General features: G+C 72.9%; 10 protein-coding genes. 5 read left to right on the forward strand and 5 right to left on the reverse strand.

Annotated features, from left to right (window positions below; all coding sequences use genetic code 11):
* Positions 1–87: 87 nt before the first annotated feature.
* The 5 genes from AC08OP_RS02265 to AC08OP_RS02285 all read right to left on the reverse strand — a co-directional run bounded on the left by AC08OP_RS02265 (position 88) and on the right by AC08OP_RS02285 (position 6,825).
* Complete coding sequence (locus tag AC08OP_RS02265) at positions 88–1,809, reverse strand: ABC transporter ATP-binding protein (protein ID WP_476612687.1); 1,722 nt, start codon at positions 1,807–1,809, stop codon at positions 88–90.
* On the reverse strand, positions 1,802–3,598 hold the full coding sequence (locus AC08OP_RS02270) for an ABC transporter ATP-binding protein (protein ID WP_476612688.1): 1,797 nt from the start codon (positions 3,596–3,598) through the stop codon (positions 1,802–1,804). Before AC08OP_RS02270 ends, AC08OP_RS02265 begins: the two co-directional genes overlap by 8 nt.
* 200 nt (positions 3,599–3,798) lie before the next feature.
* Positions 3,799–4,704, reverse strand: coding sequence for an ABC transporter ATP-binding protein (locus AC08OP_RS02275; protein ID WP_476612689.1), 906 nt, complete (start codon positions 4,702–4,704; stop codon positions 3,799–3,801).
* 64 nt (positions 4,705–4,768) lie between these two features.
* On the reverse strand, positions 4,769–5,863 hold the full coding sequence (locus AC08OP_RS02280; protein ID WP_476612690.1) for a FecCD family ABC transporter permease: 1,095 nt from the start codon (positions 5,861–5,863) through the stop codon (positions 4,769–4,771).
* Positions 5,860–6,825 carry a FecCD family ABC transporter permease gene (locus AC08OP_RS02285; RefSeq protein ID WP_476612691.1) on the reverse strand — a complete coding sequence of 322 codons (966 nt, stop codon included), beginning with the start codon at positions 6,823–6,825 and terminating at the stop codon, positions 5,860–5,862. Before AC08OP_RS02285 ends, AC08OP_RS02280 begins: the two co-directional genes overlap by 4 nt.
* A 432-nt stretch (positions 6,826–7,257) precedes the next feature.
* Here AC08OP_RS02285 and AC08OP_RS02290 point away from each other — a divergent pair, with 432 nt between their 5' ends.
* The 5 genes from AC08OP_RS02290 (at position 7,258) to AC08OP_RS02310 (ending at position 17,040) form a co-directional block, all read left to right on the forward strand.
* Complete coding sequence (locus AC08OP_RS02290) at positions 7,258–8,682, forward strand: lysine N(6)-hydroxylase/L-ornithine N(5)-oxygenase family protein (protein ID WP_476612692.1); 1,425 nt, start codon at positions 7,258–7,260, stop codon at positions 8,680–8,682.
* A complete protein-coding gene (locus AC08OP_RS02295) occupies positions 8,682–10,415 on the forward strand; it encodes an ABC transporter ATP-binding protein (RefSeq protein ID WP_476612693.1) in 1,734 nt (577 codons plus the stop codon). Before AC08OP_RS02290 ends, AC08OP_RS02295 begins: the two co-directional genes overlap by 1 nt.
* Positions 10,412–12,172, forward strand: a complete 1,761-nt coding sequence (locus AC08OP_RS02300; RefSeq protein ID WP_476612694.1) for an ABC transporter ATP-binding protein — start codon at positions 10,412–10,414, stop codon at positions 12,170–12,172. Before AC08OP_RS02295 ends, AC08OP_RS02300 begins: the two co-directional genes overlap by 4 nt.
* 300 nt (positions 12,173–12,472) lie before the next feature.
* A complete protein-coding gene (locus tag AC08OP_RS02305; RefSeq protein ID WP_476612695.1) occupies positions 12,473–16,009 on the forward strand; it encodes a DEAD/DEAH box helicase in 3,537 nt (1,178 codons plus the stop codon).
* A 227-nt stretch (positions 16,010–16,236) separates the two neighbouring features.
* Positions 16,237–17,040 carry a neutral zinc metallopeptidase gene (locus AC08OP_RS02310; RefSeq protein ID WP_476612696.1) on the forward strand — a complete coding sequence of 268 codons (804 nt, stop codon included), beginning with the start codon at positions 16,237–16,239 and terminating at the stop codon, positions 17,038–17,040.
* Positions 17,041–17,047 lie beyond the last annotated feature (7 nt).

Here is a 17,047-nt window from a genome sequence, read left to right on the forward strand (position 1 = left end):
TAAGTTAGGTTTACCTAAGACAGCCACGTTTGTCTACCCCCGTCAGCCGCCGAAATTCCCTCATTTTTCCGGCATCCGGCGGCAGGATCAGTTCAGACGGCCGGCCTCGACGCGGACGATCCGCGGCAGGCGTTCGATGGTGGTCGGCCGGTGCGCGATGACGATCAATGTGCGACCCGCGCGGAGCCGGCGGAGCCGCTCGACGGCGGTCTCCAAGCGGCGCGCGACATCGGGGTCGAGGTCGGCGGTCGCCTCGTCGAGCAGCAGCACCGGTGGGTCGACCAGCGCGGCCCGCAGCAGCCCGACGATCTGCCGCTCGCCGGCGGACAGCCGTTCCCCCCGGGCGCCCAGCCCGGCGTCCAGCCCGCCCGGTCGCCGGTCGACCCACTCGGCCAAGCCGAGCAGGTCGACCGCCCGCTCCATCGCCGCCCGGTCCGGCGCGCCCGGCGTGAGCGCCAGGTTCTCGGCCAGGGTGCCGGTGATGATGTGCACCTGCTGCGGGATGAGGACTATGCGCGCCCGGACCTGCTCCGGCGGGGCGAACCGCAGGTCGACCCCGCCGTAGCGCACCGTCCCCGCGTCCGGTTCGTAGAGCCCGGTGAGCAGCTTGGCCAGCGTCGTCTTGCCGGACCCGGTGACGCCGACCATGCCGGCCCGGTCGCCAGCCGGGAAAGTGACCGAGACGTCGCGCAGCACGTCCTTACCGTCGGCGTAGCCGAAGCGGAGGCCGTCTGCGACCAGGTCGCCCTGAACTGGCAGGTCGTACCGCGCCGGCGACGCGGCCCGCGCCGACGGGACGGCGAGGGCGGCCAGCTCGGCCGGCGGCAGCGCCTCGAGCAGGTCCGTCAGGCGGGCCAGGCCCACCCGGGCCAGCTGGGCCTGGCCGGCCAGCCCGGACAGGGTGAGCATGCTCTCGAACAGGTTGCGGGTCGCGATCACGAACACGACGACCGTGCCGACGCTCAGGTGCCCCGCCCGGACCAGCCAGACGCTCAGCAGCAGCAGCGCGGCTGTGGCCAGGCCCTCGATCATCCCGAACAGCTCCAGGCGGTTCTGGACGGCGATGGTCCGGTCGGCCCCGACCAGCAGCTCGTCGTTGTCCGCCCGGAAGCGCCGCACCCACTCCTCGGGCCGCCCGGGCGCGACGAGCGCCTCGTGCGCGTTGAGCGACTCGGTGAAGGTCGCGGTCATCGTGGCGTCCGCCGCGGCCTGCCGGCCGAACGTCTCGGGCGCGGCCCGGTTGAACCAGACCACCACGGCGACCGCCATCGGCACGAACAGCGCGACGAGCAGCAGCGCGAGCAGCCATGAGTAGATCAGCAGCAACACCGTGGTCAGGGCAACGGTGAGGGCGACCCCGAGCAGGTTGGGCAGCTGGTCACGCAGGAACAGGGTCAGGTCGGCGATCTCGCCGGTCGACCGGCGCAGCAGGTCGCCGGTGCGGTGGGCCTCGATGAACCGCAAGGGCGCGCGGGCGAGGCGTTCGACGACGAGATCGCGCAGCCCGCGGATCGCCCGCTCCCCGGCCGACGAGAGCAGGATCTCCGACCAGCGCAGCAGGAGCATCCGGGCCAGGACGAGCCCGACCATCAGTGCCACCGCCCACCACAGGCGGCCCTGATCGCCGGCGGTCACCGCGTCGACCCCCCAGCCGATCGCCGGGGCGATGCCGACCACCGCCGCCGTGCTGGCCACGCTGGCCAGCAGCGCGACGGCCAGGATCGCCCGGTGCGGGCGCAGGTAGGGCCAGAAGCGCCGGAAGACGCCTGCGGTGGGCGCCTCCTCGGCCAGCACACGGACCTCAGCCATCCCCGCCTCCCACCCGGACGATCTCCTCGCCGCTCGCATCGCCGCTCGCATCGCCGCTCGCATCGCCGGCCGCATCGCCGGCCGCATCGCCGGCCGGCGCGGTCTCGGCCGCCTGCCGCGCGCCCCCGATCGGCCCGGCGCCCGCCGCCGGCACGCCGTCCGGCCCGAGCCGGAGCACGCGGTCGGCGGCGGCCAGGACGGAGGGGCGGTGGGAGATCACCACGAGGGCGGCCTGCGGCGACCACGCGCGCAGCCCCCGCAGGATCGTCGCCTCGGTCGCGGCGTCGACAGCCGCGGTCACGTCGTCGAGGATGAGCACGTCCGGCCGGCCGATCAGCCCGCGGGCCAGGGCCAGCCGCTGGGCCTGGCCGCCGGAGACGGTCGCCCCGCGTTCTCCGAGCTCGGTGTCGTAGCCGTCGGGCAGGCTCAGCACGAAGTCGTCGACGGCGGCGACCGCGCAGGCCGCCCGCAGCTCGTCCAGCTCGACCTCGCGGCCGACCCGGAGGTTGTCCGCCACCGTGCCGGCCAGGATCAGGGGCCGTTGGGGAACCAGGCCGATCCGGCGGGCCAGCTCGAGGCGGGAGACCCGCCGCAGGTCGACGCCGCCCAGGCTGACCGAGCCGGTCGCCGGGTCCTCCAGCCGGCAGAGCAGGCGGGCGAGCGTGGTCTTGCCGCCGCCGGTCGGTCCGGTCACGGTGACGAACTCGCCCGGACCGACGCGCAGGTCGACCGGTCCGAGCACCCGCCGGCCGTCGCGCCGGGCGGTCAGCCCGGCGGCGAGCAGGGCCCCGCCTGGCGGCGGGGTCTCGGCGTCGGCCGGGTCGTCGTCAGTGACCGGGGTCTCGAGGATCTCGGCGATGCGCCCGGCCGCGACCCGGGCCTGGCCCCGTGCCGAGAGCAGGTCGACCGCGATCGTGACCGCCAGCGTCAGGGTGGTCATCCAGGAGGTGAAGGCGACCAGGCCGCCGACGGTGAGGCCGCCGCGCAGCGCCACCGTCCCCCCGATGGCCAGGCCGGCCGCGATCGCCAGCCGGGGGACGGCCGGCGGGACGGCGGTCCAGGACGCCGAGATGCGCGCGGCGGTCATGGTGTGGTCGGTGAGGACCGCGCTGCGGTCGTGGTGGCGACGGACAAGAGCCGCCTCACCGCCGAGGCCGCGCACCGCGGCGCTGGCCGAGAGCAGGTCCTCCACCGCGTCGGCGCGGGCGGCGAACGCCTCGGAGAGCTTCTCGTTCGCCGCGTCGAAGCGGCCGGGGAAGTAGGCGTTGGCCAACGCGGCCAGCGGGATCGTCACCACCCCGACGATCAGCAGTGGCCAGTCGAGCAAGGCGAAGGCGGGCAGGACCACCACGATGGTCACGACGATCCGGACCCAGATGGCGAGGCTCTGCACCCACAGCCGGATCAGGTCGACGTCACGGGTGACCCGGGTGGCCAGGTCACCGTGCCCGTAGCGGGCCATGGCGGGGCGGTCGAAGGCGGCCACCCGCTCGACCAGCGCGGCCCGCAGCGCGTGCGCGACGCGGTTCGCGGCCCGGCCCGACCACCACAGGCCGCCAGCACCGCCGAGCATGAACACCACGGCGACGACCGCCGTCGGGACGGCCCAGGTCAGCGTGCCGTGGACCGATCGCGGGGTGATGCCCTGGTCGAGCGCGCGCTGAATGCACCAGGGGAGGGCGAGCATCGCCGTCTGCTGGACCACCGTGGCCGCGCCGCCGAGGGCGAGTTGCCCCCGCCGCGCCGACAGCTGCGTCCTGAGCAGTCGCTTACCCGTCGCGCCGTCCAACCCAGCACCGTCCTGACCGGTTCGTGCCCGCGTCGTCCGACGACCGTCCGGCGTACCGGCGTCCGGCACCGGCGTCCGGCACCGGCGTCCGATGTCGGGCCGGCGGGATCGGGAGCCCGTGCCCGCCTGGTCGAAGACAGCGGGCAGCGGCTACCTGCCCGATAAAGTCAGGTATAGCTAACCTAAGTAACCTAGCCCCGTCAACCCATCTGGACGGGCCGGCTCGGTTCCGTGAGCGGGTCGGCCGTTCCGCCGGACGCGGGCGCCGGGACAGCGACCGCGGGGCTCTGGGCCGGGCTCTGGGCCGGGCGCGCCGCCGGGCCGGCGCCGCGGCGCAGCGGGATCACCAGCGGCGTCCCCGACTCCGGATCGGTGATAATCCGGCAGGCCAGGCCGAAGACGTCCGCGACGAGCGCGGCGGTGACGATCTCGGCCGGCGGCCCCTGGGCGACGATCCGCCCGTCCCGCATCGCCACCAGGTGGTCGGCGTACCGGCTGGCCTGGTTGAGGTCGTGCAGCACCGCCACCAGCGTGTGGTCGCCGCCGGCGAGCAGCTCGGCGCACAGGTCCAGCACCTCGACCTGATGGGCGATGTCGAGGAACGTCGTCGGCTCGTCCAACAGCAGGATCGGCGTCCGCTGGGCCAGGACCATCGCCAGCCACACCCGCTGGCGCTGGCCGCCGGACAGCTCGTCGACCAGGCGGTCGGCCAGGTCGGCGACGGCGGTCCGGGCCATCATCTCGGCCACGACCCGCTCGTCCTCCCGCGACCGCTGGCGCAGCAGCCGCTGGTGCGGGTAGCGGCCGCGGGCGACCAGATCGGCCACGGTGATGCCGGCCGGCGCGGTCGCGGACTGGGCCAGCAGGCCGAGCCGGCGCGCGACCTCCTTCGTCGAGTACGACGAGATCAGCGCGCCGTCGAGGTGCACCGCGCCCGCCTTCGGCCGCAGCAGGCGGACCAGCGCGCGCAGCAGCGTCGACTTGCCGCAGGCGTTCGGTCCGACGATGACGGTGAACGCCCCGTCCGGGATGTCGATCCCCAGCTCGCGGGCCACCACCCGGTGGTCGTAGGCCAAGGTGAGGCCGCGCGCGCTCAGCCGCGTCATGGGGCGTCCTCCGTCATCGGCTCGGTCCCGTCCGCCGGTGGGCGCCACGCGCCCCGATGCGGCGTCACGCCCGCCGCCGTTGCCGGATCAGCAGGACGGCAAGGTAGACCCCGCCGATGGCGCCGGTCGCCACCCCGACCGGGAGCTGGGTCGGGGCGAACAGGCGCTGGGCGGCCAGGTCACCGACCGTCACCAGTGCCGCCCCCGCCAGCGCGGTCGAGACCAGCGGCGGCGCGGAGGCCGCCGTGAGCCAGCGGGCCAGCGGCGGCGCGCTCAGCGCCACGAAGCCGACCGGCCCGGCGGCGGCCGTCGCGACCGCGGCCAACGCCGCCGCGACCGCGATCAGCGTGAGGCGGCAGCGTTCGACGCCCACCCCGAGCGCCTTGGCGGTGTCCGTCCCCAGCTCCAGGTAGGCCAGCCGGCGGCCGTGGTAGAGGCCGATCGGCGTCAGGATGACCAGGGCCAGGGCCAGCGGCCGGACCTGGGCCCAGCCGCGGCTGTCCAGGCTGCCGATCAGCCAGATCTGCGCGGCGACCGCGTCGGCCAGCGCCGCCCGGGTGATCAGGTAGGAGTTGACCGCGTTGAGCAGCGCCGCGACCGCGATGCCGATCAGGACCAGCCGCGGCCCGGCCAGCCCGCGCCGGTAGGACAGCGTGTAGACCGCCGCGCCGGTCGCGGCCCCGCCGACCAACGCGCCCAGCGACGCCCCGGCGGCGTCCCCGCGCAGGACCAGCAGGACGATGATCGCCCCGGTGGCCGAGCCGGTGGTGAAGCCGAGGATGTCCGGGCTGCCCAGCACGTTGCCCGAGACGCTCTGGAAGATCGATCCGGACAGGGCCAGCGCGGCGCCGACCAGCAGCCCGGTCAGCAGGCGCGGTAGCCGCAGGGTGTTGACCACGAAGTCCGTGCCGCCGTCGCCGTGCCCGAGCAGGGCGCGGGCGACGTCACCCACCGGGATCGGGTAGTCCCCGGTGGTGAGCGTGGCGACGCCGACGGCCACGATCACCAGGGTGAAGCCGGCGCTCACCGCGACGGCGCGGGGGGAGATCCGGACGGACACCGCGTCGGCGCCGAACCGGGCCACCCGGGGACGCCGCGACGGCGGGAGGGCGCCGGCGGCGGGACGGTCGACCGGGCCGGCCGGCGCGATGCCGGTCACGCCCGGCCCAGCCGCGCGCGGCGGCACAACGCGATGAACACCGGAGCTCCGGCAAAGGCCGTGATGATCCCCACCTGCAGCTCACCTGGAGCGATGATCACCCGTCCGACCAGGTCCGATCCGACCAGCAGGATCGGGGCCAGCATGGCGGAGTAGGGCAGGACCCAGCGGTTGTCCGGTCCGGCGATCACGCGGGCGGCGTGCGGCACGGCCAGGCCGACGAAGCTGATCGGCCCGGCGGCGGCGGTCGCCCCGCCGCAGAGCAGGACGACCGCGAGCGCGCCCAGCATCCGGGCCCGGTGAAGGCGGACACCCAGGCCGCGGGCGGCCTCGTCACCCAGCGCGAGCGCGTTCAACGGGCGGGCAAGGGGGAGGGCGAGCAGGAGTCCCGCCGCCATGAACGGCGCCGTCGCCCGCAGCCCGGTCGATCCCGGCGCCGCCAGCGAGCCGACGTCCCAGTGCCGGAACTGGTCGAACGTCTTGGTGTCGATCAGCAGCACGGCGTTGACGAACGCGCCGAGGACGGCCGCGGCGGCCGCGCCCGCCACCACCAGGGTCGCCGGCGTCGTCGCTGCGCGGCCGGTCGCGCCGATCATGAACACGGCGACCGCGGTCAGGGCGGCGCCGGCGAGCGCGAACCACACGTAGCCGCTCGGGCTCGTGACGCCGAAGAGCGAGATGCCGACGACGACGGCGGCCGACGCGCCGATGTTGACCCCGAGCATCCCCGGTTCGACCAGATCGTTGCGGGTCAACGCCTGGCTGAGGGCCCCGGCCACGCCGAGTGCGGCGCCGACCACCAGGCCGAGCAGCGTGCGCGGTATCCGCAGGTTGTGCACGACCAGCGCGGCGGACGAGCCGTCGTCGTGCCACAGGACCCGCCACACGACGGTGAACGGCAGGTGGTTGGCGCCGACCCAGACGCTGAGGACGCACATCCCGACCAGCGCGAGCGACGTCACTAGCAGGCCGCAAACACGCACTCTCCGTGATACGAGCGAGCCCCCTTGCCGCCGTTGCCGCCGGCCGGGCAGGGCCGCTGCCGCCGGATCGGGCGGGCGCGGCGCCTCCGCCTCCGCCTCCGCGACAGCTCGCACCGCCCGCCTCACAATCTGGCGAAATTTGTAAGGATAGGTTAAGTTACCTATGGAGAGCCTAACCTGACTTCACGGTCACGTCCAGCGGCCGCCCGGCGCCGGTAGCGCGAGCCGGGGTCCAGCCAGCCGGGGTCTAGTCAGGGGCGGCCGCGGGCCCGGCCGATGGCACCGCCGGAGCGTGCTTGACACCCAGGGAGGTCACCCCAGAATATAGGTAAGGCTTACTTTACCAGATTAGCGTACGCTTCTCGTTACCGACGGGAAAGGGCGGCGCGCCCAGGGACCGGAGGATCGGGTGTGGTGAGAGGTCCGGCGTCCACGGACATCGGCATTCGGGACATCGTCGGAATCGGTTTCGGCCCTTCGAACCTGGCGTTGGCGATCGCCGTGACGGAGCACAACGCGCGCGTTTCCCCGGCGGCGGCGCTGAGGGTGTCTTTTCTGGAGCGCCAGCCCCGATTCGGCTGGCACCGGGGAATGCTCCTCGACGGGGCCACGATGCAGGTATCCTACCTCAAGGACCTGGTAACCCTGCGGAATCCGGCCAGCGATTTCAGTTATCTGTCGTTCCTGCATGAGCGGGACCGCCTGGTTGACTTCATCAACTACAAGACCATGTTCCCGCTGCGCCAAGAGTTCCACGACTACCTGGAATGGGCCGCCCGCCGATTGGATGACCTGGTCGAGTACGACACGCGGGTGGTCGACATCCGGCCGGTCACCGTCGACGGCGAGGTCCGGATGGTGGACGTCGTCGGGGTGCGGGGGACGACCGGGGAGACGGTCGTCCGCCGGGCCCGCGGCGTCGTCATCGCCGTCGGGCTCGAGCCGACGGCGCCAGCCGGCATCGAGCTGTCCGAACGGGTCTGGCACAACCACGACCTGCTCAGCCGGGTCGCGAACCTGCCATCGCCGGTGCGCGACCGGTTCGTCGTGGTCGGGGCCGGGCAGAGCGCGGCCGAGGTGACCGAATTCCTGCACACGAAGTATCCGCGGGCTGAAGTCGTGGCCGTCTTCTCGCGGTACGGTTACAGCCCGGCGGACAACAGCTCGTTCGCGAACCAGATTTTCGACCCGTCCGCAGTGGACGATTTCTACGCCGCGCCGCCGCCGGTGAAGGACATGCTCAATACCTATCATCGGAGCACGAACTACTCGGTGGTCGATATCGACCTCATCGACGAGCTCTACCGCCGTGTCTACCAGGAGAAGATGCAAGGCCGGGAACGGTTGCGCATCATGCGCGCGTCCCGGCTCGTCGAGCTGCGTCAGCTCACCGACGGCGTCGCCGCCGACGTCGAGTTCATGCCGACCGGCACGCGGGAAAAAATAGAGGCGGACGTCATTGTCTTCGCCACCGGGTACCGCTCGCGGGATCCACGCCAGCTCCTCGGCACGATGGCCCGGCACTGCCAGACCGACCCGGCCGGCCACGTGGCGCTCGACCGCGACTACCGGCTGGCGACGGCGCCCGGCGTCCACGTCGACCTGTACGTGCTCGGCGCGACCGAACACTCCCACGGCATCTCCTCGACCCTGCTCTCCAACGTCGCCGTGCGGGCCGGCGAGCTCGTGCGCTCGATGGCCGAGCGGCGCGACCGCGCCGCAACCCCCGCGGGCGAGGGCGGCGGCACCCCGCTCGAGACGGGCCACGCCACTCCCCGATCCGCCTGGGACAGCGGTCTCGGGGCGCTGTCGGTCCCCCGCCCGGCCGGGCGGTGATGGCGGCCGGCACCGCCGCGCTCGACTTAGCCGAGCTGCGGCGTCCCGTCCGAGGTCGGATCACGCTGGCGGCCGGGCTGCAAGCTCTGGCCACGGTGCTGGCGATCACCCCAGCGGTGGTGCTGGTGGAGATCGCGCGCCGGCTGCTGAGCGGAGCGGGGCAGCCGGTATGGCCGCTGGCGTGGCTCGCGGCCGGCCTGCTCGTGGCGCGCTTCGCGCTGTACGCCGCGGCGAGCCTGCTCAGCCACCTGGCCGACGCGGACCTCGCCTACCTGCTGCGCCGCCGCCTGACCGAGCAGGTGAGCGCGTTACCGCTGAGCTGGTTCGCCGGCGGGGTCTCGGCCCGGGTGCGCTCGACGGTGCAGGACGACGTGGCGACGCTGCACCACGCGGTCGCCCACGCCCGCGGGGACCTGGCTTCGGCCGTGGCCGGCCCGGCGGTGGTGGTCGGCTACCTGCTCTGGGTCGACTGGCCGTTGGCGCTCGTCACGGTGGCGCTCGTCAGCGCGGCCCAGGCGATCCGCCTGCGGCTCGCGGTCCGCGCGACCGACCAGGTCAGCCGGATCGGTGCGGCCAACAACGAGCTGACCGCGGCCGTGCTCGAGACGGTTCGGGGCATCAGCGTCGTCAAGGCGTTCGCCGGCGGCCGGGGCGCTCCCCGGTTCGCCGCCGCCGCGGCCGAGTACGCCGACGCCGACGAGCAGGCCCAGCGCATCTTCCTCCGGCCCCGCGGCGTCGCCCGGGCGACGGTGGCCCCGGCGACCATCGTGTTCGCGGTCACCGCCGTCGGCACCGGACTGGTCGCGGCCGGGTGGAGTGACCCGGTGGACCTGGTGGCCTTCACGCTGCTCGGGGTCGGGCTGTTCGAGCAGATCACGCCGATCTACCTGGCCCAGGACCTGCGCGAGCGCTCCCGGGACGCGGCGGCCCGCATCGGCGGCCTGCTGCACGAGCCCCGGCAGCCCGTCCTCGAGCCCGGCCGCGCCCGCCCGGTGGGCACCCCGCTGACGGTCGAGATCGACGACGTTCATTTCAGCTACCCGGACGGTCACGAAGTCCTGCGGGGGGTGAGCGCGACGCTACGGCCAGGCACGGTGACGGCGCTGGTCGGGCCATCCGGAGCCGGGAAGTCGACGCTCGCGATGCTGCTGGCCCGCTTCGCCGACGTCACCGGGGGCGCCATCCGGCTAGGCGGAGCCGACCTGCGCGACATCGACCGGGACGACCTCTACCGCCACGTCGGATTCCTGCTGCAGGATGTCGTCCTGCTGCGTCGCTCGATCCGTGACAACATCGCCCTGGCCGTCCCGGATGCGTCCGAGGCGGCGGTGCGCGTCGCCGCCCGCGCGGCCGCCGTCGACGACCGCGTCCTCGCCCTGCCGCGCGGCTACGACTCGGTGGCCGGCGAGGACGCCCACCTCTCCGGCGGGGAGGCGCAGCGGGTCGCGATCGCCCGTACCCTGCTGGCCGGGACACCGATCGTGCTCCTCGACGAGGCCACCGCGTTCGCCGACCCCGACTCCGAGGCCGCGATCCAGGACGCACTGGCCGAGCTGGCCGCCGGCCGGACCCTGCTCGTGATCGCGCACCGCCTGTACACGATCACCGAGGCCGACCAGATCCTGGTCCTCGACGACGGGCGCCTGATCGAGCACGGCCGGCACGACGAGCTACTCGCCGCCGACGGGCGCTACGCCCAGCTCTGGCGGGCCCAGCAGGGCGGCCGAGCATGACCGGCCACCTGCGCGGCCTCGTCCCGGCCAGCCAGCACCGGCCGCTGGCGCGGTACCTGGTGGCGGTGGCCGGCTACGCCGTCAGCGAGGGCGTCGCCTTCGGAGTACTCGTCCCGCTGCTGACCGCCCTGATCGACGGCCGTACGGCCACCGCAGCGTGGTGGCTGATCCCGCTCACGGCCGCGGCGGCGACCGGCTGGTTCGCCCACTACTACCTCGGGTCGCGGGCGTTGCGACTGTCCTCGGCCTGGCGGCGCGCCCTGTACGCGCGCATCGGCGACAAGCTTCTGGCGTTGCCATTGGGCTGGTTCGACGGGCCGGCGGCCGGGCAGATCCCACAACTAATCATCGGCGACGTCTCTCGGGTGGCCACCACCGTCTTCCTGGCCGAGGCCTTGATCGGCGCGGTCCTGACCCCGCTCACGATCGGGGCGTTCCTGCTCAGCTTCGACTGGCGGATCGGGCTCGCCGCGCTGCTGGCCGTCCCGGTCGTGCTCGCCGCGCTCTCGGTCGGTCGCCGCCTCACCGAACGCACCGAGGCGGCCAACCACGCCGCCACGGCCGAGGCCGGCAGTCGGCTGGTCGAGTTCGCCGGCGCCCAGCCGACGCTGCGGGCCACCGGTCACAGCGCCGCTGGCCAGGCCGCCTTGGACGAGGCGCTGGCCGCCCAGCACCGCGCGGCGCGGCGCGAGATCGTCGGCTCCCTGCCGGGCGAATACCTCGGCGAGCTCGGTATCCAGCTGGCCTTCACGGCCCTGTTCCTCGCCGGCCTCGCGCTGACCACCCATCACGGCCTCAGCCCGACCCGGATGACCGCCCTCGTCGTCCTGGGCATCAGCCTGCTCCGCCCGCTCGACGCGCTGGTCGGGCTCAGCGCCGCGTTGCGCTCCGCCCAGGCCTCGGCCCAGCGGGTCGACGAGCTCCTGGCGGTCGAGCCGCTCCCGGAACCCACGACCGGCCGCCGGATCGGCCATGCCGGGATCGAACTCACCGATGTCCGCTTCGCCTACCCCGCCGGTCCCGAGACGCAGGGCCCCGAAGTGCTGAGCGGGCTGACGCTGACGATCCCGGCCGGGCGAACCACCGCGCTCGTCGGACCCTCCGGCGGGGGGAAAACCACCGTCACCAAGCTGATCGCCCGCTTCTACGACGCCGGCTCCGGTTCGGTGCGCGTCGGCGGCGTCGACGTCCGCGATCTCACCAGCGCCGAGCTGCTCAACCACATCGCGTTCGTGTTCCAGGACGTCTACCTGCTCGACGGCACCGTCGAGGACAACATCCGCTTCGGTAACCCGGACGCGGCCCCGGAGCAGGTCCGCGACGCCGCCTACCGCGCCCGGGTGGACTCCATCGTCGCCCGGCTCCCGGATGGCTGGGCCAGTCGCGTCGGCGAGGGCGGACAGCTGCTGTCCGGCGGCGAACGCCAACGCGTCGCCATCGCCCGCGCGCTGTGTAAGGACGCGCCGATCGTGCTCCTCGACGAAGCCACGGCCTCCCTCGACACCGAGAACGAGACCGCCGTGCACGCCGCCCTGGCCGAGCTCGCCGCCGACCGCACCGTCCTGATCATCGCCCACCGGCTGGACACGATCGTCCGCGCCGACCAGATCGCCGTCCTCGACGGCGGCCGGGTCGTCGAGTGCGGTCGGCACGATGAGCTCCTGGCCCGGGACGGGCGGTACGCCGCATTCTGGCGCGAGCGCGAACGGGGCCGCGGCTGGCGGCTGCGGCGCGACGATCACGAACCCGCCGAGTAGCTGAGCCCGTGAGACGCGCTCGTGTCAGGCTCAAGGTGGCATCCGCGACGGCGAACGCCGCTCCGACCGCTCCGACCGCTCCGACCGCTCCGACCGCTCCGAAATCTTCATCTCCTGAATCAGGATTGATGCAATAGCATCCTGTCGCCGAAGTCACTCAATGTGAAAGTCTGCACGGTTCCTCCTCGGCCCCTGAAGCCGTTCCGTTCCTAGTTTCCTCTCCTACCGGGTTTCCTCTCCTACCGGCGGTCACGTTGACCCGCTTGGCGACCTCCTGTCACCGCCTGCTACCTTGGCGGCATGCTCTCCGTGTCGTGGCAGGGGCCCGGCACCGCCGGTCTCCGGACAGTTGTCGGCGAACGTTCGTATGTCAGAGGTGTGCACTACGCCCAGCAGAGCGCGGTCACGAAGATCGACTGGGACCCCGACGAGAACACCCTCCGGGGCCGGGTGCGCGGGAGCGGCGGCGAGGTTTACGCGACGAGCGCGCAGTTCTCGGGTGACGGTCCGTCCTCTTGGACGTTCCAGTACGGCTCGTGCACCTGCCCGGTGGGCGTCGACTGCAAGCACGTCGTGGCGCTGGTGCTGACGGCCACGACAGGCGCGACGGCCACGGCGAGCGCGGCAACGGGTGCGGCGGCGGCCCCCAGCCCATCGGCGCGGCGGTCCGGGTCCTCCCCGCGGTCTCAGCGGTCTCAGTCCTCCCCGCGGTCGGCTCAGCCCCGGTCGGCTCAGCCCCGGTCGGCTGCCTGGACCGAGGACCTGGGAGAGCTGCTGGGTTCCTCGCCCGCCGTCGGCGGCGGCCATGGCGGGCACGGCGGGGCCGCCGGGACGACGCCGTTGGCCGTCGAGCTGAGCTTCACGGCGGATCCGCCGGCCCACGGAGGCGGATCCGAGCTGGGCCTGCGGGTCACGGCCCGGCTGGTGCAGCCGGGCCGGAACGGCTGGGTCAACGCCATCGGGTGGGACGCCCTCAACGCGGCGTACCAGACCCGCGAGTACCAGCAGCCGCAGGTACGGCTGCTGCAGGAGTTCTTCGCCGTGTACCGGGCCCATGACGAGCGGTACGGGTACTCGTACTACTCCTCCTACTCTTCCGGCGGCACGAAACGACTCGATCTCTGCGCGTTCGAAAGCCGGCAGCTCTGGCCGATGCTCGACGAGGCCGAGGCGGTCGGCCTCCGGTTCGTGCATGCCCGCAAGAAGCTCGGCGACGTGAGCCGGTACGGTTCCGCGGAGCTGTGCCTGAACGTCACCCGGGACGAGAGCACGAAGTCGCTGGTCGTGGCTCCCCTGCTCCGCCTCGGCGGGATGGCGACGGACGCCGCCGTGTTCTCGTTCATCGGCCGCGAGGGCCATGGCGTCGTGTACGTCGACCGGGCGGAGGTCCTGGCCTCCGACGACCATCGGGACTGGCACGTCCGGCTCGCGCGGCTCGCCCAGCCGGTGCCGCCACGGCTGCAGCGGATGGCGGTCGGGAACCGGAGCCTGCGGGTGCCCCGCAGCGAGGAGTCCCGCTTCCGCACGGAGTTCTACCCGCGCCTGCGGCGCCTGGCCCCCGTCGTGTCCAGCGACGGCTCCTTCGAGCCGCCGGAGGTGCCGCCGCCAGCCCTGGTGCTGCACGCCTCCTACGGTGACGACCACGAGCTCGACCTCACCTGGGGATGGGCCTACGAGGTCGGCGGCGAGCGGATCCACGTGCCGCTGTACGCGACGGAGCCTGACGGCACCGAACCGGACGGCACGATGCTGCCCGCCGCGACGCCGCCCGGCACGATGCTGCCCGCCGCGGAACCGGACGGGTTGCGGGATCCGCGCCAGGAGCAGGACGCGTTGCGGGACGTGCTGGCGGCGCTGGATCTGCCCTCCGGCACGGCCGCCCTGCTTGCCGGTGACCAGGGTTCCGGTCTGCGGCCACGGGTGCGGCTGCGCGGCGTCGACACGATGCGCGCGACGACGGAGCTGCTCCCGTTGCTGACGGACCGGCCCGGGGTGGCCGTCGAGGTCAGCGGTGACCCGGCGGCCTACCGGGAGGCCGGCGACTCGCTGCTCATCGGCCTGTCCACCGACGACGTGGTAGGCGAGACCGACTGGTTCGATCTCGGGGTCACCGTCACCGTGGAGGGCCGGCAGGTACCGTTCACGGACGTCTTCCTGGCGCTGAGTCAGGGGCAGTCGCACCTGCTCCTCGCCGACGGCGCCTACTTCAGCCTGCAGAAGCCCGAGCTGCAGACGTTGCGGCGGCTGATCGAGGAGGCGCGGGCGCTACAGGACGCACCCGGCGGTCCGCTGCGGATCAGTCGGTTCCAGGTCGGGCTGTGGGAGGAGCTCGCCGGGCTCGGTGTGGTCGAGCGCCAGGCGCGGTCGTGGCGCCAGCAGGTGACGGGGCTGCTGGAGCTGGGGGCCGAGGGCCAGCTCGAACAGGAGCCGCCGGCGACGCTCGCGGCGACGTTGCGCTCCTACCAGCTCGACGGTTTCCGGTGGCTGGCGTTCCTGTGGAAGTACCGGCTGGGCGGGGTGCTCGCCGACGACATGGGCCTGGGAAAGACGCTGCAGACGCTGGCACTGGTCTGCCACGCCCGGCAGGCCGATCCCGAGCTCGCGCCGTTCCTCGTCGTCGCGCCGACGAGCGTCGTGTCGAACTGGGCCGCGGAGGCGGCCCAGTTCGCGCCCGGGCTGCGAACGGTGGCGATCTCCGACACGCAGCGGCGCCGCGGCGAGGCCCTCGACGAGGCGGTGTCGGGCGCCGACCTGGTAATCACCTCGTACACGCTCTTCCGCCTCGAGCACGAGGAGTACGCGAGCCTGGCCTGGTCGGGGCTGATCCTCGACGAAGCCCAAATGATCAAGAATCATCAGTCGAAGGCCTACCGGTGCGCCCGGCTGCTGCCGGCGCCGTTCAAACTGGCCGTCACCGGGACCCCGATGGAGAACAACCTGATGGAGCTGTGGTCGCTGCTGTCGGTGACCGCACCCGGCCTGTTCCCGAACCCGACCCGCTTCCGCGACTACTACGCCCGGCCGGTCGAGAAGCAGAACGACGTCGAGCTGCTCGCCCAGCTCCGACGGCGGATCAGGCCGCTGATGACGCGCCGCACCAAGGAACAGGTCGCGCCCGAGCTCCCGCCGAAGCAGGAACAGGTCCTGGAGGTGGACCTGCACCCGCGGCACCGCAGGCTCTACCAGACCTACCTGCAACGGGAACGGCAGAAGGTGCTGGGCCTGGTCGACGACATGAACCGCAACCGCTTCACGATCCTGCGCTCGCTGACCCTGCTGCGCCAGCTCAGCCTGCACGCCGGCCTGGTGGACGACCACCACGGGGACCTGCCGTGCGCCAAGATCGATGCTCTGTTCGAGCAGCTTACCGACGTCGTCGACAGTGGTCACCGGGCCCTGGTCTTCAGCCAGTTCACCGGGTTTCTCGGCAAGGTACGCGAACGGTTGTCCGCCCTCGGTGTGGAGCACTGCTACCTCGACGGCCGGACCCGTGACCGGTCCACCGTGCTCGAGCGGTTCAAAACGGGGTCGGCCCCGGTTTTTCTCGTCAGCCTGAAAGCCGGCGGGTTCGGCCTGAACCTGACCGAGGCCGACTACTGTTTCCTGCTCGATCCGTGGTGGAATCCCGCAACCGAGGAACAGGCGGTGGACCGGGCGCACCGCATCGGGCAGTCCCGCAACGTCATGGTCTACCGCCTCGTCGCCCGGGACACGATCGAGGAGAAGGTGATGGCGATGAAGGACCGGAAGGCGCGGCTGTTCTCCAGCGTCATGGACGACGGTGACGTGTTCAGCTCGACGCTCGACGCCGACGACATCCGCGAGCTGTTCGCCTGACGGCCCCCGGACCGCCCCCCTGCCTCGTGGCCGGTGGCCTGACGGGCGCGGGCGGGTTCACCCGGTTCACTCGGTTCACCCGGTTCACCCGGTTCCACCGATGGGCGCCCATCGGGGCCTGCGGCCGGGCCGTCGACCGGCGGTTAGGCGAGGTCAGGGCGTCGGCGCCTGTCAGGGTGACGACGTCGGGTTCCACGCACCGGGGCGGGCCTCTACGGTGATGCCTCGTGCGGGTCATCTGGGCGGCGTTGGCCGCGATCGTCGTGTCCGTCGGGGTATTGACCGGCTGCAACGGTTCCTCCGCGGCGGACGCGGCCGCGGGGGACACGGCCGCGGCTGGGACATCGGTGAGCACATCGGCGGTGCCGATCGCGGCCGCCGGGGAGTGCGGGGGCAGGGTGACCGACCTCGCCGGGGTCGAGAAACTCCTCTCCGAACCGGTCGGCTGCCCAGGCGGCACGAACAGTTTCTGGCACGGCGAGCTCGGCGACGCGTGGACACCGCCGCGGTTCGTCCCCTACCGGGACGGCCAGGTTCCGCAGGACGCCTGCGGCGCGCAGGTGGACGATCCCAAGCAGTTCGCGGGCAACGCACTGTACTGCCAGCTCGACGACACCGTCGCCTACAGCGTCGACTTCATGACGGAGCTGTTCCAGGCGGGTGGAGCGTCCTACCCGCTTTTTGTGATCATGCACGAGCTGGGTCATCGGGGCGACCGGATCGGCGGGACGATCGGCGTGGTGTCGCGCGCGGAGGAGAACCAGGCCGACTGCTTCGCCGGCCGCCAGGCCAAGAGCGCGCACGACGCCAAGCGCATCGCGTTCACCGACGCGCTGCAGGGCGCGCTGCTGTTCTACAGCATCGGCGACACCCGCGACAGCGGCTGGTTCGACCAGGAGGCGGCCTCCGCCCCCGACGCCCACGGCACCCCCCGTCAACGCGCCCAGGCCTTCTCCTTCGGCTACCTGCGCGACAGCGACACCTGCCACCGGCTCGGCCAGTCCGAGAGCGGAAGCGTGCCGCTGTTCTGACCCAGCT

This window comes from Frankia sp. CeRuru1 (assembly GCF_977966315.1).

Excerpts from the sequence above, each read along its gene's own strand:
- AC08OP_RS02265 (WP_476612687.1), bottom strand. The coding sequence starts at position 1,809 with ATGGCTGAGGTCCGTGTGCTGGCCGAGGAGGCGCCCACCGCAGGCGTC.
- AC08OP_RS02300 (WP_476612694.1), top strand. The coding sequence starts at position 10,412 with ATGACCGGCCACCTGCGCGGCCTCGTCCCGGCCAGCCAGCACCGGCCG.
- AC08OP_RS02295 (WP_476612693.1), top strand. The coding sequence starts at position 8,682 with ATGGCGGCCGGCACCGCCGCGCTCGACTTAGCCGAGCTGCGGCGTCCC.
- AC08OP_RS02305 (WP_476612695.1), top strand. The coding sequence starts at position 12,473 with ATGCTCTCCGTGTCGTGGCAGGGGCCCGGCACCGCCGGTCTCCGGACA.
- AC08OP_RS02275 (WP_476612689.1), bottom strand. The coding sequence starts at position 4,704 with ATGACGCGGCTGAGCGCGCGCGGCCTCACCTTGGCCTACGACCACCGG.